The 26,615-nt window shown below is 35.9% G+C and carries 16 protein-coding genes and 1 pseudogene; 4 read left to right on the top strand and 13 right to left on the bottom strand.

What is annotated here, in order from left to right:
* Positions 1 to 4: 4 nt before the first annotated feature.
* From AO58_RS0100470 to AO58_RS0100445, 5 genes are all read right to left on the bottom strand, one after another.
* Positions 5 to 1,555, bottom strand: a complete 1,551-nt coding sequence (locus AO58_RS0100470; RefSeq protein ID WP_024979832.1) for an SGNH/GDSL hydrolase family protein — start codon at positions 1,553 to 1,555, stop codon at positions 5 to 7.
* A gap of 28 nt (positions 1,556 to 1,583) precedes the next feature.
* Positions 1,584 to 4,400 (bottom strand): TonB-dependent receptor, encoded by a 2,817-nt coding sequence (locus AO58_RS0100465; RefSeq protein WP_024979831.1) that lies wholly within the window; start codon positions 4,398 to 4,400, stop codon positions 1,584 to 1,586.
* 356 nt (positions 4,401 to 4,756) lie between these two features.
* Entirely contained in the window at positions 4,757 to 6,604 is a 1,848-nt protein-coding gene (gene glmS / locus AO58_RS0100455; RefSeq protein ID WP_024979829.1) for a glutamine--fructose-6-phosphate transaminase (isomerizing), read from the bottom strand.
* Between the two features lie 7 nt (positions 6,605 to 6,611).
* Positions 6,612 to 8,225: a BamH family beta-barrel-assembly machinery protein gene (gene bamH, locus AO58_RS0100450; RefSeq protein WP_024979828.1), complete on the bottom strand. Its 1,614-nt coding sequence runs from the start codon at positions 8,223 to 8,225 to the stop codon at positions 6,612 to 6,614.
* Positions 8,226 to 8,244: 19 nt separating this feature from the next.
* On the bottom strand, positions 8,245 to 9,051 hold the full coding sequence (locus AO58_RS0100445; RefSeq protein WP_024979827.1) for a glycogen/starch synthase: 807 nt from the start codon (positions 9,049 to 9,051) through the stop codon (positions 8,245 to 8,247).
* A gap of 78 nt (positions 9,052 to 9,129) precedes the next feature.
* Here AO58_RS0100445 and panC point away from each other — a divergent pair, with 78 nt between their 5' ends.
* The 4 genes from panC (at position 9,130) to radA (ending at position 13,030) form a co-directional block, all read left to right on the top strand.
* Positions 9,130 to 10,008 (top strand): pantoate--beta-alanine ligase, encoded by an 879-nt coding sequence (panC, locus tag AO58_RS0100440; protein WP_035717181.1) that lies wholly within the window; start codon positions 9,130 to 9,132, stop codon positions 10,006 to 10,008.
* A 13-nt stretch (positions 10,009 to 10,021) separates the two neighbouring features.
* Positions 10,022 to 10,372: an aspartate 1-decarboxylase gene (gene panD, locus AO58_RS0100435; protein ID WP_024979825.1), complete on the top strand. Its 351-nt coding sequence runs from the start codon at positions 10,022 to 10,024 to the stop codon at positions 10,370 to 10,372.
* A 145-nt stretch (positions 10,373 to 10,517) separates the two neighbouring features.
* A complete protein-coding gene (locus tag AO58_RS0100430) occupies positions 10,518 to 11,669 on the top strand; it encodes an alpha/beta hydrolase (RefSeq protein ID WP_024979824.1) in 1,152 nt (383 codons plus the stop codon).
* Positions 11,669 to 13,030, top strand: coding sequence for a DNA repair protein RadA (gene radA, locus AO58_RS0100425; RefSeq protein ID WP_024979823.1), 1,362 nt, complete (start codon positions 11,669 to 11,671; stop codon positions 13,028 to 13,030). The genes AO58_RS0100430 and radA overlap by 1 nt, the downstream gene beginning before the upstream one ends.
* A 115-nt stretch (positions 13,031 to 13,145) precedes the next feature.
* Here radA and AO58_RS0100420 read toward each other — a convergent pair whose 3' ends face one another.
* The 8 genes and pseudogenes from AO58_RS0100420 to gdhA form a co-directional block, all read right to left on the bottom strand.
* Positions 13,146 to 13,760 carry a lipoprotein signal peptidase gene (locus tag AO58_RS0100420; RefSeq protein WP_024979822.1) on the bottom strand — a complete coding sequence of 205 codons (615 nt, stop codon included), beginning with the start codon at positions 13,758 to 13,760 and terminating at the stop codon, positions 13,146 to 13,148.
* A 118-nt stretch (positions 13,761 to 13,878) separates the two neighbouring features.
* Positions 13,879 to 14,259, bottom strand: coding sequence for a TraR/DksA family transcriptional regulator (locus tag AO58_RS0100410; RefSeq protein WP_024979821.1), 381 nt, complete (start codon positions 14,257 to 14,259; stop codon positions 13,879 to 13,881).
* 42 nt (positions 14,260 to 14,301) lie between these two features.
* On the bottom strand, positions 14,302 to 17,703 hold the full coding sequence (gene ileS / locus AO58_RS0100405; protein WP_024979820.1) for an isoleucine--tRNA ligase: 3,402 nt from the start codon (positions 17,701 to 17,703) through the stop codon (positions 14,302 to 14,304).
* Positions 17,704 to 17,870: 167 nt separating this feature from the next.
* On the bottom strand, positions 17,871 to 19,790 hold the full coding sequence (locus AO58_RS0100400; RefSeq protein ID WP_024979819.1) for a hypothetical protein: 1,920 nt from the start codon (positions 19,788 to 19,790) through the stop codon (positions 17,871 to 17,873).
* A 47-nt stretch (positions 19,791 to 19,837) separates the two neighbouring features.
* Positions 19,838 to 21,733 (bottom strand): outer membrane protein assembly factor BamB family protein, encoded by a 1,896-nt coding sequence (locus AO58_RS0100395; RefSeq protein ID WP_024979818.1) that lies wholly within the window; start codon positions 21,731 to 21,733, stop codon positions 19,838 to 19,840.
* 72 nt (positions 21,734 to 21,805) lie between these two features.
* Positions 21,806 to 22,519: a DNA repair protein RecO gene (gene recO, locus AO58_RS0100390; RefSeq protein WP_024979817.1), complete on the bottom strand. Its 714-nt coding sequence runs from the start codon at positions 22,517 to 22,519 to the stop codon at positions 21,806 to 21,808.
* A gap of 134 nt (positions 22,520 to 22,653) precedes the next feature.
* Positions 22,654 to 24,956 (bottom strand): annotated as a pseudogene (porZ, locus tag AO58_RS18430) (type IX secretion system anionic LPS delivery protein PorZ).
* A 122-nt stretch (positions 24,957 to 25,078) separates the two neighbouring features.
* Positions 25,079 to 26,422: an NADP-specific glutamate dehydrogenase gene (gene gdhA, locus AO58_RS0100380; protein WP_024979816.1), complete on the bottom strand. Its 1,344-nt coding sequence runs from the start codon at positions 26,420 to 26,422 to the stop codon at positions 25,079 to 25,081.
* Positions 26,423 to 26,615 lie beyond the last annotated feature (193 nt).

Raw genomic sequence — 26,615 nt, 5'->3', positions numbered from 1 at the left:
AAAATTAAAAATTTGCAGGATTTGGAGGGAATAAAATTCTATATTTTCCTAAATCTACATTTTTAAAGTTTGAACCGTACTTTGTATTTATTGCTTCTAAAAATTTGTTTGCTATTAAAGCATATCCCCTTGGACTTGGGTGAACACCGTCTAATGAGAACGCCCCACCGGTTACATAAGTTGATGTTAAAGTAAATCCATTTGCAGAAATTCCAGCTGTGTTACCCAATTGATCCATTATAGCCTTGGCATTAACAAATGCTAAATTATTTGTAGTTGCAGCAGTTTCTATAACTGTATTGTATGCATCTGTAGCCGTTTTAATTTCAGCAACTTCTGAAGGCAACAAAACATATCTATCTGGTAGAGGAAAAGTAATACCTAATTGACCTAAAGTTGGTGTTGGTGAAGCTATTCCGTCAGCGGCAACGGTTGGTGTTTGACCAATTCTTGAGGAAGCGCTTAAGCAAATTAAATCTGTTGGCAAAGTTTGTCTTGCCCTACCAAATACCTGTCCAAATAAAGCTCCTTGAGCGGCTGCTTGAGCAGCAGGCACTCCTTGTTGAATTAGACCTTGAGTAATTACTTGCGAAAGAGGTATAGATAAGTCGGTAAGATTTTCGTCAACCATAAGCATTGGATTGTTTCCTGTAGTTGCCAAAAGATTAATTCTGTTTCCTTGTCCTAAAAAAGTAAGTGCATTTTTTAAAGGGCCATATAATTGAGTATTCAAAGCACTAACTTGATTAACTCCAACAACTGTTAGATTTGCTTGAGTCAATTGATTGTGTTTAATTACATAAAAATAAGGTAGCGTGGTAACATAAGGTAAGTTAGCAATAACACCTTTTCTTCCTCCTACAATAAGTTGAGATATTAAAGAATTATATGTACTCTGAAAAGTAGCTGTAGGTGTTAATGGATTAACACTTGCATCTCCACCAGCTGTAGCATAGCCCAATTCATCATTTCCGCCAATCCATAACGAAAAGAACGTTGGAGATTGAGCTATAGCATCTGCAATAACCGTTGTACCTGCATTAGTAGCAAAACGAGCAAAATACGGATTCCCTGCGGCACTACCATAGCCAGGAGCTAATAAATGAAAACTTTTTGCTCCAGGAATCCCCATATTATTATAAGTTGAACCTAAAGAGGCAAAAGTTGTTGTAGCAACCTGATTAAACGGAGGCAAAGCAACAGAAGATGGCGCAGTACCATTAAAATATAATCTTGGAGTATAAATAGCACTTCCTAAAAACCCTCCAACATTATCGGCCATAAAAGGCGTGGTGAAAGCACCACCACCAGCTAACGCAAATTGTTGGGCTAAAATATTTGGATAGGCTCCTTTTTGAGCTTCTATAAATAGGGCGCCATCAGAAAATCCTGCAGCAAATGAATCACCAAGAGCTACATACTTAGAAAAATTTGCAGAACCTGCCGTTAAAGGCTTTCCATCGGATGAATTCGAATCAATTGTTACTTCATCCTCATTATTACAAGCTACAAATGCTAAAGAAGCAAATAGTAACCATTTGAAATTTTTTATCATTTTTATTTCTTTTTACTATTAATAATAATTAAGGATTGATCGTCCAAGAAGCAAAATATTGTTGCCCGATTAAACCAGCTCCTAATACCTGACCATATTCTTTACCGCCAATATTGGAAGCACCTACTTTTAACGTAGATTTTAAAGCTGGAAAATTATAGTTCAACTGCGCATCGATTACAGTAGCCGCTTCGATGGTACCATCCGCAAAAGAAGATTGCCACAAGTACTCACTATTCCATCTACCACTCACATTAAACCCAAAGTTTTTAAACAAATTTTCATTGCTAAAAGAAGCTTTTACTCTGTGTTTTGGAGTATTGAACCCTGCTTCGAAACTTGGATCTTTAGATTGATCAAAATCGAATTGGGCATAATTATAATTTACACCTACTTCAAAATCTTGATATACTTTTCTAGACAAACCGATTCCAAATCCAAGAGATTTAATCTCTAAAGGTGTATTTGTATACAATTGGAAGGCTCTAAAATTCCCATTTTGCAAGGCATGAATTGACTGCACTCCTGCATCTGTTGGGCCAGCTGCAGCATTTGGAGCATCTTGTGCTTTTCCATACAATGGAGCTACTACGTTTAAGTTTCCAATAAAATTATTATAGATATTATAATACCCGTTAATATCAATAAACGTTTTATTGATAAAGGAACGATACCCCAATTCAAAAGCTTTCACCTCCTCAGGTTTCACTAAATCAACATTTGTTTTTTTCAACAAAGCAGGATTTCGAGCAGCTGAAAAAGCAGTTACCGATGAAGCAGTATAAGAATTTTGATAAGCATTCGTACCGTTAATAGTTACAGAAGTTCCACCAGCAAACGCTTGGCCGACCGCGGTTGCAATTGGCAAAGTCTCAACATATCGAGTCAAATTATCAGGAGCCGACCCTAACAGAATGGCGCTTCCAACATTAAAACCAATATACTGATCTTGCGTAGATGGATTTCTAAAACCAGTTTGGAAAGATCCTCTGAAATTATGATTCTTATTAGCCCCACCTGAATACACTAAAGATACTCTTGGAGAATAATTCCCCTCAAAATTTTTGGCCTTATCATATCGCATAGAAGCTGTAATTTTCAAACGCTCATCCATCACTTTCTTTTGCGCTTGGGCATAAAAACCATATTCATTGTAATTAATTGGCCCATCTTTATCTGTATAAATTCTTCCAAAAGAATTCAATTCATACAATCTAAAGGATCCACCAACTTGAAGTTCAGCGAATTTTATTTGATCTTTAAAGTTGTAATTCGCATCAGAATGATAGATCCTAGAATTATCCACTAATTTAGACCCTGTTAACACATCTGGATCCGCAATCACTTGATTGAAAGCGTTTTTGAAAGCAGCTGTACCAGGAATTAACCTACCAGTATCCGCCGTTTTTCTAGCATTTGCATGCGCTTGATCAGGTGTTAAACCACCTAACGTACTAGAAATGTAAGCACCTGCATATTGTCCGAACCATGTTCTATCATCTTTCCACTTTCTATTAATATTTATTCCAGTAAACAACATATCATACGATTGCCCACCATCCTCAGTAGTAGTGTATCCTCTAACGAAAAAGTTCTTCCCTTTGAATTCAATTTTATGTTGTTGCATGAAAAAATTATTCAAATAGTAACGATTAGCACCTTGATACACCGTATTACCAAAACCAAATTTACTTTGCCAAATCACTTCTAATTTTTCATCTCCAAAAGGACGATAATGCAAAGAGAAATCGATCTTAGTATTCGATACTTTATTATCAGTTAAATCTACCTCATTGTACCCTGTTCTACTCACAGTAGTATTTGGCAAAAGGTTAACAGCTGAAGCAGGAATTAATCCTTGAGCTGCCAAAGCTTGACCAACACCATTAATATTAGTTGCCACTTCATCACCATAGATATTAATACCATCATAATTGACCGAATTACGATCTACACCATCTCTAGTTTTGTCATCATAATTGGTAGCATGCCATTCTGTACCCCTCATGTAGGTAAAATTAGCTTTTGCAGCAAATTTAGGACTGAACACACCCGCCATTCTAACACCATAGTCTACGTAATCATTTGTACCAGCAGCTTTTTGAGAGGTTTGTCCAAATTTAGCATAAGCGGTAATTCCTGGTGAAGAAAATGGACTTTTGCTATTCATGAACAAAATTCCATTAAAAGCGTTGGCACCATACAAAGCAGAGGAAGCTCCAGGCAACAACTCTACACTTTGCACATCAATTTCGGAAAGACCGATTAAATTCCCCAAAACAAAATTTAACAAAGGAGAAGCATTATCCATACCATCTACCAACTGCATGAAACGCACGTTAGCTACAGAGGCAAAACCACGTGTATTTATGGATTTAAAAGACATACTAGAGGTATTCATTTGCACTTCTTTCAAATTCTCTAAACCATCATAAAAAGAAGGAGAGGCTGTTTTTTTAATTTCAGCAATACCCATTCTTTCGATAGTAACTGGAGATTCCAAAACACGCTCTGGAGTCCTTGAAGCCGAAACTACTATTTCGTCTAATTTAGTTTCTTGATCTACTAATTTCACACTCACTTTTTGACTATAGGAACTTACCTTAATCATTTGAGTGGTAAATCCTAAATTGGATACTTCAAGAGTAACCGGCAGTTCTTTGACTCCGTTCAATACAAATTGTCCATCATAATCTGTAACAGTACTTGCAGACTGTCCTACAACTTTGATGTTTACACCTGGGATAGGCTGATTGCTAGCATCTCTAACAATCCCTGAAATTGAGTTTTGGGCAAAAGAAAGACCACAAAAAAACAACGACAAAAAAAGTAAATAAATTCTCATTAGCTTTGTGTTAATTGGTTTAGGTCGTAAATGTAAAAATAATTTTGATATTAATAAAAATTCACATAAAAAACTACCGATTTAACACTTAAAGGCCGCAAAAAAAAGCATAAAATGATTATGAAATTTATTGCAAAACCCAAAAATAAAACATTAATAATGAATAATAAATTATGCACGCATAATAAATTAAATTTATCATATTTTTTAGTTCTATTTATTGCGTTTTCAATAAAAATGATTTTCTCAACGAAAACGATTGAACTTAATAAGGTAATAAACAGTAATTTTAAAAAAAAGCATAAAAAAAGCCCCAAACACATAAGCATTTGGGGCTGACTATATAATAAATTAACCTATTCTACCGTTACTGATTTGGCGAGATTTCTCGGTTGATCTACATTACAACCTCTTAAAACAGCTATGTGATAAGAAAGTAGTTGCAACGGAATAGTAGTAATAAGCGGAGATAAAGCATCTGATGTTTCCGGAATTTCTATCACAAAATCTGCTAGATCACGAACTTGTGTATCACCTTTAGTAACTACAGCAATGATGCGACCGCTACGAGATTTAATCTCTTGAATATTACTTACAATCTTATCGTAATGCCCTTGCTTAGGAGCTATTACAATAACAGGCATTTGTTCATCTATAAGTGCAATAGGACCATGTTTCATTTCTGCAGCAGGATAACCTTCAGCATGAATATACGAAATCTCTTTTAATTTCAAAGCTCCTTCAAGCGCTACAGGAAAATTGTAACCACGCCCTAAGTACAAACAATTAGGAGCATCCATAAATGTAGCCGCAATTTCTTTAGCAATATCATTGGTCTCTAAGGCTTCTACTACCTTAGCAGGAATATACTCTAATTCTTGCAAATAAGTATGATACTGTGATTGTGTCAAGGTTCCTTTTGCTTTTGCCAAACGCAAGGCAATCATCGTTAACACTGTAATCTGAGTCGTAAATGCTTTAGTAGAAGCTACACCAATTTCTGGACCAGCATGAGTATAAGCACCTGCATGAGTCTCTCTTGAAATAGAAGATCCCACTACATTACAAACACCAAAAACAAAAGCTCCGTGTTCTTTGGCCAATTTAATAGCGGCCATGGTATCGGCTGTTTCTCCAGATTGAGAAATAGCAATCACAACATCTTTACTAGTAATAATAGGATTACGGTATCTAAATTCCGAAGCATATTCAACTTCAACCGGTATTCTTGTAAATTCTTCAAAAACATATTCAGCTACTAAACCTGCATGCCAAGAAGTACCACAAGCCACAATAATAATGCGCTCCGCGTTAAGGAATTTTTCTAAATTATCCTCAACACCTGCCATTTGAATAATACCTTCATTAGCATGAAGTCTTCCTCTGTACGTATCTTTGATAACACTTGGTTGCTCGTAAATTTCTTTCAACATAAAGTGATCATAACCTCCTTTTTCAATCTGCTCCAAATTCATTTGAAGCTCTTGAATATAAGGATCCACTAATGAATCATCCATAATTTTACGCACCTTCATTGGTTTGTGCAAACGAATATTTGCCATTTCCCCATCTTCTAAATATACAGCATTTGAAGTATATTCAATAAAGGGCGAAGCATCAGAAGCAATAAAATACTCTCCCTCTCCTACACCAATCGCCAAAGGACTACCTAAACGTGCAGCAACAATTTCATTAGGATTTTTTTTATCAAAAACTGCAATTGCATAAGCACCTACTACTTGGTTTAAAGCCAATTGAACGGCTTTACCCAGCTTTAATTTTTCTTTCTTCTGTACTTCTTCTATCAAATTTACTAAAACCTCAGTATCTGTATCTGAATGAAAGACATAACCTCTATTGATTAACTCTTGTTTTAAAGGCGCATAGTTCTCAATAATTCCATTATGAATAATGGTAAGATCCCCAGAATTCGACACATGAGGATGCGAATTCACATCGTTAGGCACTCCGTGTGTAGCCCAACGCGTATGCCCCATTCCAATAGATCCATGAGTAGTCATTTCAGCAGCTGCCTTTGCTTCTAAATCGGTAACTTTTCCTTTGGTTTTACAAAGCTTTATATTCTGGCCATCATATACCATAATACCGGCACTATCGTAACCTCTATATTCTAATCGCTTCAAACCCTTGATAACAATGGGATAAGCTTCTCTATGACCTATGTATCCAACAATTCCACACATATTCTAATTATAATTTTGGTTTGGTATAAATAATTTCTAAGCGCAACCTTTTGTCCTCAGGTACTGCAGGATGTCCGCCATAAAGCACAGTCCCTAACGGATTAAGTACAGAAGCTGTTGGCAAAAAAGAAAAGAGCGCATTAGGGGTTTGTAATTTACTAAAAGTACTGATATTGATATCTTCGGTAACCACCACTCCTAATTTAACATTGGTAGAATCCTTATACTTTATTAAATTTTTAATCTGGTTGGTGACACGAACTTTATACGTTTTCCCTCTACCATTAGAAACTGCTTCTTTCTGCAAAATCCCATCAAAAATAAATTTGTTTTTTTTGCTATTAGATGCATTAGAGGTTAAATCAGTTAGATAATCCAAAACAGAAGCCTCATTAGTAAGATCATACATAAAAATACGATTAGGTTCAACAGAAGTAGCCATCGCAGGGGCATCAATATGGAAAACCAAATTGGCTTCATTAATTAACCAACCGTTCTCTCTTATTCTTTCTAATTCGTCTGCTACGCCATTATTATTCCCGTCTGGACCAAAAAGCTCGATTACCGCCAAGGAACCTTCACCTCCTTTTAGGTATAATTTCGAGTCCCCTTCAGTTGTGTTAGGGCTTGTAATGGCATTGCTATAAGCAGCATCAAGATTGGATTGTTCTAAAAAATTAACCGTATTACCTGTTAATTTTAAATCCAAAGTTTTATTCACTCTTTTTACCGTGGTTGTACCATTAGTAGTGGTAGAAGAGTCTTCTTTATAATACAATTTTATTTTTCCAGCAGAGAAATTAATTAAAGCCAGACTTTCATCAGTACCGTTTTTTTCCACTTTAAAATACAATCCTCTAAAATAATCTTTAAAAGCATCATTAGTACTTAATTTGCCTGCAGGGGCTTTTAAAATTTTATTCAAAAAGAAATCGTTACTCAACTTCAAACGCATAGCGGGTTTGGTTCTCGTATTGGTCACTTTTTTAGTTTCCTCATCTGTAGTAGTCTCAGTAATTTCAGTTGGATCAAAATAAAATTCATCATTTTGTTTTACATCCGTTGAATTATTAAGGCGAGATCCAATTTTTAGCGCATCAAAATCACTTTTTTGATTACTATAATATGGCTGTCTATCTTTAAAATTCGTTGAAGGATCTAAATCACGAATAAAATAACCAGATTCAAAAACGTTTAACTTGAACTTCGCTTTGGCTTTACCATATATAGAATCCAATTCATAGGTGGTTTTACCCGTAGAAGCGTCTGTAACTTTACCAGTACTAAAATAAGGAATAGTAATCACCACACTATCCATTGCAACATTTGCACCAATTGTAGGATTAACCTCGGACAAAACAACTTGCGTTACAAAACTTGCTGCTGTGGTTCCAAAAGCTGGATTGGTATAAAAACCTAAAGCATTTATAGGCAAATTATTGGCCTGAACCGGTCCTGTTTTTTGATTATAGGCTTTTACGGGAGAATAATACTTTCCTAAATCAAAATTGTTATCCCCAATTAAATCTTCTCCAACCAAATTATAGTCTTTATCACAAGAGAACAAAAGCAAAAAACCACAAAAAACAAATAACTTCTTTAAGAAAGCAGTAGTATACATAAATAATGTAAAGTTAAAATTAAAGCACCTGGTTAATATAAAAATTGGTATATGCCTCAGCAAAACCATCTTTAGGGAGGAAAGATAAAAAAGGTTTATCAGAAGATTCTATAAATTTTGTTAAACTTGGAGACAAGCTATTGGAAGCAATGATTACCGCATCGGAATTTATAATTGCCGTTTTCATGATATTTTCATAATTGGGCACTTCTAAATCAGCAATTGCTTCACTAGGAATACCATCAAACTTGACTTTATTAATCATATCAGGATCTAATGTTTCCGTGAAAGATTCTGAGTAAACTGAAGTTACAATTTTAGTCTCTGAAAACAATGCCTCGTTTTTGTAATAATGTTTCATATACACCGGCAAAATTGAAGCCATCCAGCCATGAACATGGATAATATCTGGAACCCAGTTTAATTTTTTCACGGTTTCAACCACGCCTTTAGCAAAAAAAATCGCACGCTCGTCATTATCAGGATACATCACTCCATCCTCATCTGCAAAGGTAGCCTTGCGCTTAAAATACTCATCATTATCAATAAAATAGACCTGAATGCGTTCTTTTGGTATCGATGCTACTTTGATAATCAAAGGCATATCCAGATCATTCACCACTAAATTCATTCCAGATAGTCGAATCACTTCGTGTAATTGATGCCTTCTTTCGTTAATATTTCCATAACGTGGCATAAAAATTCGAATCTGCCCGCCTTGATCATTGATCATTTTTGGCACATCATAAGACATTAAAGAGACCTCATTTTCAGCAAGGTAAGGAACAACCTCAGATGACACATATAATATCCTCTTGTCTTTCATAGTAGTATTTACTTTAAGTTTTGGCAATAAAAACGGTGCAAAATTACAAAATTTTATGCAGTTATAGACTAAAATATTATGTTTGTACCCAATTTTAATACTTTGAACATGCAAATATTCAATAAAAACATCGATTTAACAGATTATTTGATCCGTTTCAAAACTCAATCTTCAACGATAGGCTTTGTTCCCACCATGGGCGCCTTGCATGAAGGTCATTTGGCTTTAATGAAACAATCTATACAAGAAAACGATGTAACAGTTGTTAGTATATTTGTAAACCCTACACAATTTAACAACGTAGAAGACTTAGACAAATACCCTAGAACACTAGAGGCTGATGTGTTAAAAATAAGCAGCTTAAGCAATGAAATTATTGTGTACGCTCCCACAGTAGACGATATTTACGAAGGTGAAACCAAAGCCCAATCGTTTGACTTTGACGGTCTAGAAAACCAAATGGAAGGCGCTTTTAGACCCGGTCATTTTGATGGTGTTGGTACCATAGTGAAACGATTATTCGAAATAGTTACTCCAACAAAAGCCTATTTTGGGGAAAAGGATTTTCAACAATTACAGATTGTAAAAAAATTAGTTTCCAAAAATCAACTTCCAGTAACCATCGTAGGATGCCCAATTTTTAGAGAAGCCAACGGACTTGCCATGAGTTCTCGTAATGAACGATTATCGGCTTCCGAAAGAGAAGAGGCTGCCTTTATCTACCAAACACTTCAGAGCGCCAAAGAAAAATTCACAACCCAAACTGCTGATTCAGTGCAGCAATGGGTGGTAAAAACGTTCAAAAACCACCCCGCCTTTGAATTAGAATATTTCGTAATTGCTGACGAATCAACACTTTTACCTATCGAAAACAAAGAAATATCAAAAAATTATCGAGCTTTTATAGCGCTTTTTGTTAATAATACCCGCTTGATCGATACCATTTCATTAAATTAATTACATTTGCCCCATGCAAATTCAAGTCGTAAAATCTAAAATTCACCGTGTAAAAGTAACGGGTGCCGATTTAAATTATATCGGAAGTATTACTATTGACGAAGCCTTACTTGATGCGTCAAACATCATTGAAGGTGAAAAAGTTTCTATTGTCAACATCAACAATGGCGAACGTTTTGAAACTTACGCCATCAAAGGCGAAAAAAACTCGGGAATCATTACCCTAAATGGCCCCGCTGCTAGAAAAGTTCAAAAAGATGACATCATTATCATCATCTCATACGCTACCTTAGAATTTGAAGAAGCCAAAACTTTCAAGCCTTGGATTGTTTTTCCTAACGAAAACGACAACTCGTTAACCTAAACCATACAACGCTTTCAACAACAAGCCAGTCATCCACTGATTTTACTCACATTATCGCACTATTTTTTTACTATTTTATCATAAAATGAATTAAAATAGTAACTTGCCCTGCTTTTAATGTAACCCTAATCTAGACGGCTTAACCATGAAAAAAGTACTTGTACTATTATTCTTCACTGTCGCGTTGTACGCTCAAAAAAAAACCGAAACCTTCCAATCAGAAAGACTTGATGAACAACGCACCATCACAATAAGCTTACCTGAATCCTACGAAAAAAAAACAGCCAAAACCTACCCTGTTTTAATTGTATTAGATGGCGATTTTTTGTTACCCCCATTTGAAGGTGCCCTCGCTTACGGCAGCTATTGGGATGATTTACCCGAAACTATTATTGTAGGCATACATCAAAACCACAACGACGAACGGGTTGACGATTGCGCTTTTGACACTGCACAAGGCCTTCCCTTTGAAAAAGGAGCTGCTTTTTATGAATTTATTAGCCAAGAATTATTGCCTTATTTGGAAAAAAAATACCGTGTCGCTCCCTTTCGGATGATTGCTGGACTAGACACTACGGCAGGTTTTTTGAATTTCTTCTTATATAAAGAAAATCCAATTTTTAACGCCTACATCGTATTAAATCCCGAATTAGCACCATTGATGGAAAAAAGAGTGGCCGAACAACTCAACGCTACCAAAAATCCGGTGTTTTATTATTTATCAACCAGTGATGACGAAATCAAATCAATAGCCGAATCGATACAGCTGCTGCAACAAAACATTAAGAGAGACGATAATACATTGGTTCATTTTAAATTTGAGTCGTTCAAAGGAACTGGTCATTATTCCCAAACTTTATTTGCAATCCCAAGTGCATTGCACTTAATTTTTGAAAACTATAAGCCTATCAGTTCCTCAGAATTCACCAATAAAATAGCCCTACTTCCTTCAGGCTATGTGGATTATTTAGAAAAAAAATACGCCTATATGCAAGAAACACTGCGGTTTGATATTCCAATCAGAATAAACGATTTTAAAGCAATTGAAGCCGCTATCTTAAAAAATAAAGCCTACAACGAACTGGATCAATTGTCAATTTTGGCCGATAAATACTATCCAAAATCCATGTTGGCCGAATATGAATTGGGTTTGATGTATGAAAAACAAGAAGACTACAAAAAAGCGATGAAACGTTATCAAAATGCTTCGCAACTGCTAGAAATTGGAGCATTAACAAAAACAATGATGTTAGAGAAATACGAAGCAATGCAAAGCAAAATAGCACCCAAAAAATAATGGCTAAAGTAAAAACTACCTTTTTTTGTCAAAATTGTGGCGCTCAATATGCCAAATGGCAAGGACAATGTAATTCCTGTAAAGAATGGAATACTATTGCTGAAGAAATTGTACAAAAACAAGAGAAAGTAGCTTGGAAAAGTGAACCTGTTGCTTTGAGTAAAGCACCACGTCCATTGCGCATCAACGAAATTGATTCGACAGCAGAGGTTAGACTAGACACCACCGATGCGGAATTGAACCGTGTTTTAGGAGGTGGAATTGTACCTGGCTCCTTAATCTTACTAGGTGGCGAACCCGGTATTGGAAAAAGCACACTGTTACTGCAAATTTCCTTAAAACTACCTTATAAAACTTTGTATGTTTCTGGGGAAGAAAGTCAAAAGCAAATCAAGATGCGTGCGGAACGCATTACTCCAAATGGAGACAATTGCTACATTTTGACCGAAACCAAAACGCAAAACATCTTTAAACAAATCGAAACAATGCAGCCTGAGATTGTTATCATCGATTCGATTCAAACGCTGCATACGGATTATATTGAATCGACTGCTGGAAGTATTTCTCAAATTAGAGAAACCACTGCAGAGTTGATTAAATTTGCCAAAGAAACCAACGTTCCCGTGATTCTTATTGGACACATTACCAAAGATGGTACCATTGCAGGACCCAAGATTCTGGAACATATGGTAGACACGGTTTTACAATTTGAAGGCGACAGAAACCACGTGTACCGCATCCTTCGCTCGCTTAAAAACCGTTTTGGTTCAACTGCCGAAATAGGAATTTATGAAATGCTGGGCAGTGGCTTACGCGAAGTTTCAAATCCGTCTGAAATTTTGATTTCTCACAAAGACGAACAACTTTCTGGAACCGCGATTGCTACAACGCTAGAAGGTATGCGTCCTTTAATGATAGAAATACAAGCCTTGGTAAGCACTGCGGTCTACGGAACGCCACAGCGCAGCACGACGGGTTACAATGCCAAACGTTTGAATATGATTTTGGCTGTTTTAGAAAAAAGAGCTGGTTTCCGATTGGGCGCTAAAGATGTCTTTTTGAACGTAACAGGTGGTCTCTCAGTGGATGACCCAGCGATTGATTTGGCTGTAGTTGCCGCCATCTTATCTTCAAACGAAGACATACCGATCCACAAAGATTTTTGTTTTGCAGGCGAAGTTGGACTTTCTGGAGAAATTCGCCCCGTAAATCGAGTAGACCAACGCATACAAGAAGCTGAAAAACTGGGTTTCTCAACCATATTCGTTTCAAAATACAACAAAATTGCGCTTAAAAACACAGGGATTCAAATTCGGTTGGTTACGAAAATAGAAGACGTAGCAGCCGAGCTGTTTGGGTAAGACAAAACCCTAGCCCTGATGGAAGCGGCATCCTTTTATACCAAAAACCCTTTCAGTTTTTAATACTGAAAGGGTTTTTGGTATAAAAGATATAGCGTACAGCAGGATAAAGCTCCTAAAACTGCGCCTCTGGTTTATGAAAAGCTTTTTTATTGAATACGATTAAGATTCCTACTCCAGTTGAAATGGCTACATCAGCAACGTTGAAAATAGCATTGAAGAAAGTGAAAGGTTTCCCGCCAAGAAAAGGCACCCATTCTGGCATGGGATAATCTTTAATGATAGGAAAATAAAACATATCGACCACTTGCCCATGAAACCAAGTACCGTAGGGCTCTTGAGAAAATAAGACTGCTAATTGTTGGTAGCTATCGTTAAAAATAACACCGTAAAAAATAGAATCAATTAAATTTCCTAAAGCACCTGCAAATATCAAAGCAATAGCCACAATGAGGTAGTTAGAACTTTGGTGATTACGGATGGTGTCCCACAACCAATAACCAATTCCTGGTACAGCGCAAATTCGGAATAAGGTCAAAAATAATTTACCGTATTCGCCGGGGATTTTGGTTCCCCAAGCCATTCCTTCGTTCTCTATAAAATGTATTTTGAACCAATTGAAGACCGTCACTTCTTCGCCTAAAACAAAATTAGTTTTGATATAAATTTTAGAAACTTGGTCCACTAACAAAAGTAGGAATACAATAATATAAGCTTGGCGTAAAGACATTTTAAAGAGTTTAGTGGGCAAAAATAATCAAATTCAAGAGAAAAAACACAAAAAAGAAATTCCAAATTCCAACGAAGAAGTTTGGAATTTGGAATTTACAACTTAGAATTTACATGGTTTATCGTTGCAAATTTTTAGCTTCGATGCTCATGGTTGCATGAGGCACAATTTTAAGCCTTTCTTTGCCAATTAACTTACCAGTTACTCTACAAATACCGTAGGTTTTGTTTTCTACACGGAAAAGCGCGTTTTTTAAGTCACGTAAAAATTTCTCTTGACGAATGGCCAATTGTGAATTGGCTTCTTTAGACATCGTTTCACTACCTTCTTCAAAAGCTTTGAACGTAGGAGAGGTGTCATCTGTGCCATTATTTAAATCATTCATATAGGCACTTTTTATCAAGTCAAGATCCGCTTGTGCTTTATCTATCTTCTCTTTGATTATCTGTTTGAACTCTGCTAAATCAGCGTCTGAGTATCTTGTCATTTCCTCGGTCATAGCCTAAATTAATTTAATGGTTGGTTACTTTTTTTGGTTGTTCTATTTTGTGATAGTTAATTTAGTATGAATATCATCAAATTCAATTTCAATACCATTTTCCAAGCTATCGCTAAAAATCAAGGCCTCTGTTAGTGTTTCAGACTTGATATAATTTTCATTTGCTAGAATGGCTTCTTGTAAAACAGGATGATTTTGAACGTACACTTTTACTTTGTCAGTCACCTCGAATCCAGAATCTTTACGGATATTCTGAATACGATTTACTAATTCCCTGGCGATTCCCTCTTTTCTCAACTCTTCAGAAATGGTAATGTCTAAAGCTACAGTAATTCCGTTGGCATTGGCCACTAACCACCCTTCAATGTCTTGGGAAGAAATTTCAACCTCTTCTAAGGATAAAATTACATCTTTTCCTGAAATTACAACACTTATAGTCCCTTCCTTATCCAATTGATTAATTTGATCTGTCGAAAACCCTTGTATTTCCTTGGCTATTAAGCCCATTTCTTTACCGAAACGAGGCCCTAAAGCTTTAAAATTAGGTTTAATTTGCTTCACTAAAACACCTGAAGCATCGTCTAAAAGTTCGATTTCTTTGACGTTTACTTCGGCTTTTATAAGGTCAGCAACCGCTTCAATTTCAGCCTTCTGACTCACGTCAAGTACCGGAATCATTACCTTTTGCAGAGGTTGACGCACTTTAATCATCTCCTTTTTACGCAGTGATAACACTAGTGAAGAGATCGTCTGCGCCTTCTGCATTTTACTCTCTAATGATTTATCAACAAACTTTTCAACCGAAACAGGGAATTGAGCCAAGTGCACCGATTCGAAACTCTCTGTTCCTGTCGCTTGTGTTAAGTCTTTGTACAACTTATCCATAAAGAAAGGAGCGATAGGCGCACTCAATTTTGCTATGCTTAACAAACAAGTATAAAGCGTTTGGTAAGCAGCAATTTTATCTTGAGCATACTCGCCTTTCCAGAAACGGCGGCGGCATAAACGCACGTACCAGTTGCTCAAATTTTCTTGAACAAAATCAGAAATAGCACGAGCGGCACGGGTTGGTTCATATTCAGCATAAAACACATCTACCTCTTTGATCAACGTGTTCAATTCTGAAATGATCCATTGATCAATCTCTGGGCGTTCTTCTAGAGGTACCTCAGCTTCTGCATAACTAAAGCCATCAATATTGGCATATAATGCAAAGAATGAATAGGTATTATACAGCGTTCCAAAGAACTTACGACGCACCTCAGCAATTCCTTCAATATCAAATTTTAAGTTATCCCAAGGATTGGCATTCGAAATCATGTACCAACGCGTAGCATCAGGACCGTATTCCTCTAGTGTAGTAAAAGGGTCAACGGCATTGCCCAAACGCTTGGACATTTTTTGTCCATTTTTATCCAAAACCAAACCGTTGGACACTACGTTTTTGTAAGCTATACGATCAAAAACCAAAGCACCAATTGCATGTAAAGTATAAAACCATCCTCTGGTTTGATCGACACCTTCTGCAATAAAATCAGCAGGGTAATCGGTATTTTGATCAATTTTTTCTTTGTTTTCAAACGGATAGTGCCATTGTGCATAAGGCATAGCACCAGAGTCAAACCAAACATCAATCAAATCGGATTCTCGTTTCATTGGTTTTCCTGAAGCAGAAACTAACGTAATTTGATCTACCACATTTTTGTGTAAATCAATCAAATCATAATTGGCTTCGGACATATTTCCAATTTCAAAACCAGCAAAAGGATTGTTGGTTTGTACACCAGCCGCAATAGCTTTTTCTATTTCGTTGTATAATTCTTCTACAGAACCAATTAAGATTTCTTCTTGTTTGTCTTCTGTTCTCCATATTGGCAAAGGAATTCCCCAATAACGAGAACGTGATAAGTTCCAATCGTTGGCGTTTTTTAACCAGTTACCAAAACGTCCTTCACCAGTAGCTTTTGGTTTCCAGTTGATGCTGTCGTTCAGGTCGAACATACGGTCTCTCACCTCGGTAATTTTGATAAACCAAGAGTCTAATGGATAATACAAAATAGGCTTATCTGTTCTCCAACAATGTGGGTAACTGTGTACGTACTTCTCTACTTTAAAAGCTTTGTTTTCTTCTTTTAAACGAATAGCAATTTCTACATCTACCGAACGCTCAGGCGCTTCTCCTTCGTTGTAATATTCGTTTTTAACGTATTTCCCTGAATAATCTCCAAGCCCTTGAATAAATTTTCCTTGCAAATCTACCAAAGGAACTGGCGTACCATTTTCATCTAAAACCAACATTGGTGGCACTTCTGGAGTAGCTTCTTTGGCTACTTTAGCATCATCTGCACCAAAAGTAGGCGCAGTATGTACAATACCCGTACCGTCTTCAGTAGTTACAAAATCACCAGCAATCACTCTAAAAGCATTTTCTGGATTTTGATAAGGCAAAACAAAAGGCAATAATTGATCATAACGAATATCAACTAAATCTTGACCTTTACATTCAGCTACGATTTGATAAGGTATTTTTTTATCACCTGCTTTGAAGTTTTCAAAATCAGCTGCATCTTCAGAAGCAAAGAATCCTTTTGCAAATTGTTTTCCCACTAAATTTTTAGCCAAAATCACATGGATAGGCTCAAAAGTATACTGATTGAAGGTTTTTACTAAAGCATAATCAATTTTTGGTCCAACCGTCAAAGCGGTGTTCGATGGTAAAGTCCAAGGAGTTGTCGTCCAGGCTAAGATGTAAATAGCTCCAAAACCTTGTAAAAATGAAGGTAATGTTTCTGGTAATGTCTTGAATTGAGCCACAATGGTCGTATCCGTTACATCACGATAACTTCCAGGTTGATTCACTTCGTGAGAAGACAAACCAGTACCCGCTTTTGGAGAATACGGTTGAATGGTGTAGCCTTTGTACATCAAATCTTTGTTGTAGATTTGCTTTAGCAACCACCAAACCGATTCCATATACTTGGGTTTATAGGTCACATACGGATCTTCCATATCTACCCAATAGCCCATTTTTTCGGTCAAATCGTTCCATACATCGGTATAGCGCATTACGGTTTTTTTACACGCTTCGTTATAATCCTCGATAGAAATGGTTTTTCCAATATCTTCTTTAGTAATCCCCAATTCTTTTTCAGTGCCTAATTCTACAGGCAAACCGTGGGTATCCCAGCCCGCTTTACGCTTTACTTGGAAACCTTTTTGGGTTTTATATCGGCAAAAAATATCTTTAATAGCACGTGCCATCACGTGGTGAATTCCTGGCAATCCGTTGGCCGAAGGAGGTCCTTCAAAAAACACAAAAGGCGTGTTACCTTCGCGTGTAGCTACACTCTTTTCAAATATATTTTCGTTCTTCCAAAAATCAAGCACTTCTGATGCCGCTTTTGGCAAGTCAAGTCCTTTGTATTCAGTAAATTTTGTGCTCATTGTATCCTTTTCTTAATCGAGGCGCAAAAGTAAGGAATTTTGAATTATTGTGTGAGGATTTATTTAAAATTCACAAAGTTTTATTAGACAAAACACAAGATAAAAAATAAAAAAAGAGCAGCAATAGCCACTCTTTATGAATTAATTTTGATTTTATTTAAAAAACACTACTTAAACCCACCAAAATAAACTTCTTTAATAAAAATTCGATTCCCGAATACTGGATTAATATCGATCTTTTCCCTAAGTTCTTGATAAAAGGTATCTCCATTAAAATCTTCGATTTCATAGGTAACTTTATGTGGCAATGCCCCAGCATTTAATGCAGCGATTGGACGGTAGTCTAGAAACAATTTTCTTTCGAAAAAACTTTTATTACCATTATCAAATTCCGTTTTTTCAGAGGCAAGAATCCTATACGTTGCTTTATCAATAAATACATGATAATCGGTTTTTGGAATGCTTCGATTAGCTGAGTTCAATGTTTTTTCAAAATAATTCAAATGATAACAGGGTGTACCTTCAACAATTTGGTCTTCTAAAAGTTCTAAATCATTCCACAAATCTAGCCTGAAATCCGATAAAAAATGAATTAAATCAAGGTTTTTAGCTAATAAATTATGTCCGTATGAGGTCTCTTTAGCCCATTTCGCATTGACACCTGTTTCGCGATCATCATGCGTCCAAGCCTCGGCACCATTAACGATTTCATAATAATTTTCAGGCATCTTTTTCTTCAAAAGATAATTAGACGCAGTAGCCCATTTTTCCTCCGTTAGTGTAATTCGATTTCCTTCTACAAAAAGCTTGGAAAACAAATGTGCTTTTTCGATACTTTTTAACGCTTGACTCCCTCCTAAACTAGCCACCACTTTGGCTAATAAATCAGGCTTAGATTGGTAAGCAATAGAATCCAGCATATTCAATCGAAGATTTTTTGACTTCAGCAAATTGGCTTCTCTATTCGATTTTTCAAGCTCCCAATCGGCATCTTGCTGTTGGATTTTTTCAAAAAAAGCCAAACGTAGTTCTTCTTTTTCTTCGGCAATTTTGAGACCTAATTTTTTGAGCTCTGTAAATCGAGTCGTATGACGCCTACTTATTTTATCTACGAAAAAAGCGTTATTAACACGCTTAACGATGGTAGAACCTCTTGAATCTAACTTATCGTTCTCAATAAGTAAATTGGCAAATAGTAGTGCTTTCTCTTTATTTTCTAGTAAGAAATAAGTTTGAGCTAAATTATTCAAAACAATAAATCTAAGATATTCATTGTCGGGAGCTACAGGATATTTTATCAACAAACTCTCTAAATAGTTTAAATGAGGCTGTAGCGTTTTTATATCTAAACCTTTTTCCAAGGTTACTTTTTGCATTTGAGCAGTAATTTCATTTTCAAAACCAAGCAACTGGTTGTATTCTGGATGTCCTTTGGTAGTAACAAACTCAAACTTTTCTTTAGACTCGCCTTTACTATAACGAAGCTTATAATTAAGATATTTTTGGATCTTTTCCATAGATTGATAAATTGCGTTATCAATACCTAAAACCTCCACATTGTAATCCTCTTTCAAAAAAGCTACTTGTACAGCTTTATCATGGGTCTCCACCGCTAACTTCAGCTCACTTTTTTGATAATCGACACCTATAAAATAAGACTCAATTGAATTAAAATTTTCTGCAAGCAAAACTTTATCCGCGCATTTGGCCTCTACTTTGATTTGCACTGCATAGTTTGACGCTACTCGGAAGTTCCATTGACCTTTCTTTTTATCAAAAATACTATCCACCTTCGTACTATTATACTTAGGCAAAGCAATCGTAACAAAAATTTTCAATTTGCCGTTCGCTGCATCTTTAATATAACCATCGATATTAAAGTATTTTTTTTTCAATATCAGTTCCTCTTGAATCAATTCCTTATCCATTTGATAAAAAGTAGTTTGAGTCAACACATTATCAAGAATAGGAAAAGCAGCATATTCGATGGTGGGTACATAAAACTTTTTCTTCTTAGAACTAATTTTTTCTTGCGCTTGCATAGTATAAATGGCAAGCAAACATATAAACAGTAGGGCGTTTTTCATAGGTAAAAAAAAAGCCATCAAATAGTATCTGATGGCTCTTGTATTTTTTATTTTTTATTAAAAATTTGAATAGAATTATCAGAAACATAAAAGATATTCTGGGTGGCTGGATCAATTTCGTATTGTGGTTGATTGTTGGTAAACGTAATTTTATCCACCTCAACACCATCAATTTTTCTCACCTTCACAAGCATCTTTTCTCCTGTCTCCGTTTTGGCAAAAATATAAGAGAAGTCACGATTTTGTTTCATGGCATTAAAACGAGAACCGAACTTCTCAGCAATCATTCCTAATGCAGCGGCACCAGCAGCATAGCCTTCGGCTTGTGCCATATTGGTTTTATCTCTTTCGCGTAAGGTTACAACCTGCTTGTTACCGTTTGCATCACGAGTTTCCATAGTTAGCTCACTTCCTTTAATCGCGCTACCAAAAGCTGCACCGCCCATTACTGCACTTCCAACCAGTGCGGTACTTTTTAGCAAACGTCTTCCAGTTTCACCTGGTTGTTTGTATATATGGTGATATTTTACAGCACCATCCATACTTACACCCATTACCTCAACGGGCCCTGCAAGCACAACGCCCCATGGGAACAACTCTATACTATTTAGTTCTTTTTCATTTTTGATATTTACTTTTGCAAACGGCTCGGGTTTATCATCAATGGTTGGGTTGAACTTGTACAACTTCTCATCATTATATACCAAATAAGAATTGGATGCTTCTTCAAACGTTGGCAAAACAGGGCGAGTTTTATCAAATTCGATGTTACGCTTCCATAATTTTTTACCTGATTTGTAATCTACCATATTACCGTAGGTTCCTGTAAGATACATTACTTTTTCACCCACTTTTCCTAAATAATAAATAGGATCCTCTTTGTCATCTGAAATTTCAATAAATTTTTTCCATAATTTTTCACCTTCTTTATTGATTAACATCATTTCGTTTTCGGCTACATAAAGAAAATCTTGATCAATTGGAATTACTCTTTTCAAACCATCCCCACGAGCATCTTTCTTCCAAATTTTTTCACCCGTTTTTAAATCATAGAAATTAAATCCACTATAGTGAGCAATTAATAATTTCGATCCCCAATCCTCAAGGTAGACTACTTTTTTGGTTTTGATCGACTCTTTCCAGATACTCTTCCCAGTATCAGTACTCAACACATTTAAATATTCTTTAGAGGAAAAAACACCTTGGCTGTTTACCACTACAATATTTTTGTCATTTTGTGTAACAAAGAATTTGGAATACTCTTCCTCATTTGCTTTCCAATTCAACTTACCCGAACTTCTATCAAAAGAATATAGCTTTCCATACAATAAATAGTAAATCACCATTCCGTTTACCTTTGCAATGTTTGTGTTAGCAGATAGCTTCAATGAAAAATCAAACAAAGACTTTGCTTTGTCAACAGGGGTGTTCCATTTTAGCTCACCAGTTTTCATATCCAACAAAGCAATTGTCATGTCTCCATCTTTTTTCAAGGTCAACAAATACTCATCAGTTTCAGGAATAAAATCTGATTGCATCACCCAAAACGATTCTTTTGATGAATTGTACACAATTTTACCAGAATCTGTATTAATGATAATATACTTATTATTGATATAAGCCTCCACATAAGGACTTCCAGCAACACTTGAAAGTGGTTTTTTATCTTTAAATAGATTACCAAAATCACCATCCTTCATGATATCGCCAACAGAAACACTTCCAAAATCGTCTTTAGTTAGTGTCCAAATTATTTTTTTTGTTTCCGGATCCACACCTTTTACAGTACCTCCTTCTTTAAAAACTACAATTCCTGTAATTTCGTTTTGTACTAAATCTTGTACTGAATTCTCGGTTTTAATGATCTCGTCGTATTTTCTTTGCGAAATTGCAGAAACACAAACTAGCAATACCAGCAAGGCTGAATAGGTAATTTTTTTCATTTTAAAATTAAAGTTTTGTTAGTAAATAAAGGGCCAATAAATGACGTACGAATATAAAACTTTAATTTAAACTTAAGAAAAAATTTCTTTCAAAATATCCAAAGATTTGGGCTGCTTGAATCCATCCAAATGATAGCTATAATATTCGATTAAAATTTTGAGTAAAATTTGACGTTCGGTAACATGAAACACTTTTTGATCAGAATCCAAGCGCAATGCTATCAACTTTTTGAATAAATTTGATTGGTGTTCGGATAAAGAACTAATCGCTTGGAATAATGAAAAAACACCTTCTTTCATTTCAAAAAATGGCAAATCCATCTCTGATGTATCAGGATAAAATCCTAAAAACTTAGTAATCTCTAGCATTAAAATCAAGTGAAAATTGCTAGTCTCGTTATGAGTATCTAACCATTGTAAAGCCACTTCAAGGTACTGGAACAAATCATCGTTTTTTTCTTCTTCATGAATTGCATGATGCAAAATTTCAGAAAGAAACAAGACCATAGTGCTCTTGACGACATCTAGCGGAATAGTTTGAAACGGAATGGCAGTTTTGATTTCTTTAAAATGTTCTAAGGTTCCTTTGTTCTTGTGAACCGCTTCGATTTCCAAGATCGATAACGGTTGAAAGTAAGCGATTTTTTGATTGTTTTTTTTGCCCGAAAAAGCATCGCGAACAAAATAAGACTTTAAACCATGCGATTGCGTAAAGCACTTTACAATCAAACTTTTTTCTTGAAATTTTAAAGTCGAAATAACGATAGCCTTAGTTTTTACTAACATAGCCCCCTAGCCCCCAAAGGGGGAATTATTCGATAGCAACCAACTATGGTTATTCGAAATTAGAAAAATAATGTTTTTTATTTTTACAAACATTCTTTTGGAGTTTGGAATTTGGAATTTAAAAATTTGAATTTCTACCTGATAATCATCACCTTCTTCACCTTGGTTTCTACTCCATCATCGGCTGAGATGAAAATCATATACACACCCGAAGCGACCTTGTGTTTTCCAAAAGCAGTAGTATCCCATTCGATAGTTCCTCCTTCAGAAATGGCTTCGTGGACCAAATTACCTTCAATATCAGTTATTTTAACATTGGCACGATCTAAAAGTCCTGCAATTTTTACCGTTCCACTAAATTCTGGCCGAACGGGATTGGGATACACATACACATTGTTTAAAGAATCACTAGCGCCTGTGGCCACTCCTTTGAACGAAACCATACCCTTGGCGGTAGCCATAAATACTTCGCCTGTGACAGTATTAATCCCAATATCATTTATAGTATTACTGGGCAATGGTGAGTTATTTACAGTAAAATGATAGATCGTTTTTTGCCCATTGGAAGAGAGTAGAAAAACACCCGAATCAGCCGTTCCGACCCATTTGTTATTGGCTCCATCTACTACAATAGCATTGATAAACTGTTCAAATAACAACTCTTGTGCTACGCCATCTTCCAAGATAATGATAGGCTTTGCACTCAGTTGCGCCGAGTTCTGAAAACTATTTACGTTGGCCAACACCCGAAGTCCTTTAGTGGTACCAATCCACAACTGATTGTTATTGTCAATCGCCAATGCCCGAACATCGGTTGTGGGAAGATTCCCCTTGTCCGTACCTAACGTCATTTTCTTAAACGTAGGTGTACCCACTTCACTAAAAGCAATCACCCCATCGGTATTAGAGGCGATCCACTTAGTACTATTTTTATCAATAATCATTCGTCCCATACTGACGTCGATACTTTTTTCAGCAATGGTATTCAAGGAATAACTTTGCCATTGGCCATTACTTTTCAAAACCTTTAGTCCATTTTCGATTCTCGAATTGGTTAACCAAAGATTACCTAACTTATCAAAAGCAGTTCCGTTGATGCGAACATCGAAATAAGTGGGACCTAAAAAAGATATGGATTCCAACCAGAATTTGTTTGATCAAATAATCGGATTGGCACCTCATTTTCAATCTTTAAAAGCCCTGAAAAAAAAGAACTTGCATATACTTTTGTTTCGTCTTTGGGATCAATCAACACTCTCGAAATGGATTTGGCTCCTAATACTTTATTCTGAGAAATTGCAGACCAACCTTGAGCATTGAGTCGACTAATGCCGTATAAATTAGGCCCACTATTGTTATAAGAATAAGGGTTATAATCCCCTGTATAGCCACCAAAAACTGCCCAAAGCGTAGTAGGTGTAACTTGAAAGGCAAAAATTGCATTTCGAAGAGGTCCTGGTGGAGTTTCGTCTTCAATTGAATCACCAGACGATAAAGTTGTAGTAAGCAATCCATTATCTTTAGTACCCAAAAACAAAGTGGCGTTTAACACGGTAGCACAAGTAAAAACGGGATTTTTATCCAAAATTTGATTGCTATTCATTTGTTTTAACTGCAGCATATTGGCTCCAAAAACTGTAACCTGATTTGGGGTAGTGACCAATAAAAAAGTTTCCGTTGAACGTAAATCTTCAATCGGCGCACCAAAATTTTGAATTGGAAGAAACGTTATAAGATTGAATTTTGACAAGCCACCCGATACGGTAGCGGCAAATAAATCATTACCAAATACTGTAATTCCCGCCCAATTATCCGGCGCTAAAACGGACCATTGTTTGTAATCGTTTAAATTTGGATTCGTGACACTTGCTGCTCTAATACCCTTTTCAGTTGCAGCATACAGCACTCCATTAAAAACAGCCGTTTGTCGTACCGAGATTTCTTTCCCTACATCGCCTATAAAATAAGTATCTCCAAAAAGCAGTGTTTTTAAGTTAAATTGCACTATTCCAAAATCACAAGAAACGTATAAGATCCCTTGATATTCTAAAAAATGGTTGATTTTTTTGATCTCAACTGGCAATTGTTTGTTTACAATATCGACAACTTTAGAAATTCTTCCGTCTTTTTCATCAACCACAATCAAAAGGCCATTTTCGTACCCAATAATGGTCTTATTAAAACTAGCGGCATGATATAAGGCCGAAATGGTCAATCCCGACAATCCATCTACCGTAGTGGTAATTTTAGTGGTATTTGAAACGGTATTTTTAGTCAAAAGCGCGTTTTCGGAGGCTGCAAATAAAGTACTTTCTCCATTTGAAGCAATATCTTTAATTTCGTTAAATGAAAAATAGCCTTGCCAAGACTCCTGACTTTGAGCAGCACCAAAATGAAAGGTTAACAAAAGGCAAAAAAGCACTACTACTCTATTCATGATCTTCTTCAAATGAATTACAAATATAGTATAAACGAAAGTTTTTGATTTTGATTCTATAGAATAAAAAAATGCCTTCAACCGTTACCGGAAGAAGGCATTCCATACTATTAAGGAAACAATTATACTACTCCTTGAGCCAACATAGCGTCGGCTACTTTTACGAATCCAGCAATATTAGCACCTTTCACATAATCAACAAATCCGTTGGCTTCGGTACCATACTGTACACATGAAGCGTGGATATTCAACATGATATTGTATAATTTCTCGTCTACTTCTTCAGCAGTCCAGCTCAAACGCAATGAGTTTTGAGACATTTCTAAACCAGAAGTAGCAACACCACCAGCATTAGAAGCTTTACCTGGAGCAAATAAAATTTTAGCATTTTGGAAAGCGGTTACAGCTTCTGGAGTAGAAGGCATATTAGCACCTTCCGCCACTGCAATACATCCGTTAGCTAATAAAAGAGCTGCTTCTTCACCGTTTAATTCATTTTGAGTCGCACAAGGCAAAGCAATATCACATTTTACTTCCCAAGGACGTTTCCCTGCCACATATTTAGCATTTGGATATTTAGCAACATATTCGCTAATTCTTCCACGTAATTCGTTTTTCAACTCCATTACGAAAGCTAATTTATCGGCATCAATTCCGTCTGCATCATAAATATACCCAGCAGAATCAGATAAAGTAACAACTTTACCACCTAATTGAGTTGCTTTTTGAGTAGCAAATTGAGCAACGTTTCCAGAACCAGAAATAACAACAGTTTTTCCTTCAAAAGAATCCCCTTTTGTTTTCAACATACTTTGTGCAAAGTATACTGTTCCGTAACCAGTAGCTTCTGGACGAATTAAAGAACCTCCGAAAGAAATACCTTTACCAGTTAATACACCTGTAAATTCATTTCTCAATCTTTTGTATTGACCAAATAAATACCCAACTTCTCTTCCACCAACACCAATATCTCCAGCAGGAACGTCAGTATCAGCACCAATATGTTTCGATAATTCGGTCATAAAACTTTGACAGAATTTCATGATTTCGTTATCTGATTTTCCTTTCGGATCAAAATCAGAACCACCTTTACCACCGCCCATTGGCAAAGTAGTCAAACTGTTTTTGAACGTTTGTTCAAAAGCTAAAAATTTCAAGATACTTAAATTTACCGATGGGTGAAAACGCAAACCACCTTTGTAAGGTCCGATAGCCGAATTCATTTGAATACGGTAACCGCGATTTACTTGTGTTTCCCCTTTATCATCAAGCCAAGTAACTCTAAACATGATAACACGCTCTGGCTCCACCATGCGCTCCAAAAGCATTTTGTTTTGGTATTTTTTATTTTCTTCGATAAAAGGAATTACCGTTTCTGCCACTTCTAATACAGCTTGCAAAAACTCAGTTTCGTTCGGATTCTTTTTTGTAACCGAATCGATAAAATTAGTAATACTTTGTGACATGATAGTATGATTATAAAGACGTTAAAAACGCATTGTTAATGATTACAAATATAAATCAAAATGATAAATTTGACCTATTTTTTTCTAAAAATGCATAAAATTATCTTTTATACAAGCATTTATAAATAAATACTAATATAAACGCATACTTTTTACGAAATCGTTGTAGTATGTGTAAAGAAAATTAAATTTA

Source organism: Flavobacterium succinicans LMG 10402 (genome assembly GCF_000611675.1).
Lineage (GTDB): Bacteria > Bacteroidota > Bacteroidia > Flavobacteriales > Flavobacteriaceae > Flavobacterium > Flavobacterium succinicans.
Note: the sequence above shows the minus strand (reverse complement) of the source record. Positions and strands in the feature narration are given on the sequence as shown.

What these genes read in the sequence shown, in the direction of transcription:
- AO58_RS0100470 (WP_024979832.1), bottom strand. Translation starts at nt 1,555, where the DNA reads ATGATAAAAAATTTCAAATGGTTACTATTTGCTTCTTTAGCATTTGTA.
- AO58_RS0100465 (WP_024979831.1), bottom strand. Translation starts at nt 4,400, where the DNA reads ATGAGAATTTATTTACTTTTTTTGTCGTTGTTTTTTTGTGGTCTTTCT.
- glmS (WP_024979829.1), bottom strand. Translation starts at nt 6,604, where the DNA reads ATGTGTGGAATTGTTGGATACATAGGTCATAGAGAAGCTTATCCCATT.
- bamH (WP_024979828.1), bottom strand. Translation starts at nt 8,225, where the DNA reads ATGTATACTACTGCTTTCTTAAAGAAGTTATTTGTTTTTTGTGGTTTT.
- AO58_RS0100445 (WP_024979827.1), bottom strand. Translation starts at nt 9,051, where the DNA reads ATGAAAGACAAGAGGATATTATATGTGTCATCTGAGGTTGTTCCTTAC.
- panC (WP_035717181.1), top strand. Translation starts at nt 9,130, where the DNA reads ATGTTTGTACCCAATTTTAATACTTTGAACATGCAAATATTCAATAAA.
- panD (WP_024979825.1), top strand. Translation starts at nt 10,022, where the DNA reads ATGCAAATTCAAGTCGTAAAATCTAAAATTCACCGTGTAAAAGTAACG.
- AO58_RS0100430 (WP_024979824.1), top strand. Translation starts at nt 10,518, where the DNA reads ATGAAAAAAGTACTTGTACTATTATTCTTCACTGTCGCGTTGTACGCT.
- radA (WP_024979823.1), top strand. Translation starts at nt 11,669, where the DNA reads ATGGCTAAAGTAAAAACTACCTTTTTTTGTCAAAATTGTGGCGCTCAA.
- AO58_RS0100420 (WP_024979822.1), bottom strand. Translation starts at nt 13,760, where the DNA reads ATGTCTTTACGCCAAGCTTATATTATTGTATTCCTACTTTTGTTAGTG.
- AO58_RS0100410 (WP_024979821.1), bottom strand. Translation starts at nt 14,259, where the DNA reads ATGACCGAGGAAATGACAAGATACTCAGACGCTGATTTAGCAGAGTTC.
- ileS (WP_024979820.1), bottom strand. Translation starts at nt 17,703, where the DNA reads ATGAGCACAAAATTTACTGAATACAAAGGACTTGACTTGCCAAAAGCG.
- AO58_RS0100400 (WP_024979819.1), bottom strand. Translation starts at nt 19,790, where the DNA reads ATGAAAAACGCCCTACTGTTTATATGTTTGCTTGCCATTTATACTATG.
- AO58_RS0100395 (WP_024979818.1), bottom strand. Translation starts at nt 21,733, where the DNA reads ATGAAAAAAATTACCTATTCAGCCTTGCTGGTATTGCTAGTTTGTGTT.
- recO (WP_024979817.1), bottom strand. Translation starts at nt 22,519, where the DNA reads ATGTTAGTAAAAACTAAGGCTATCGTTATTTCGACTTTAAAATTTCAA.
- gdhA (WP_024979816.1), bottom strand. Translation starts at nt 26,422, where the DNA reads ATGTCACAAAGTATTACTAATTTTATCGATTCGGTTACAAAAAAGAAT.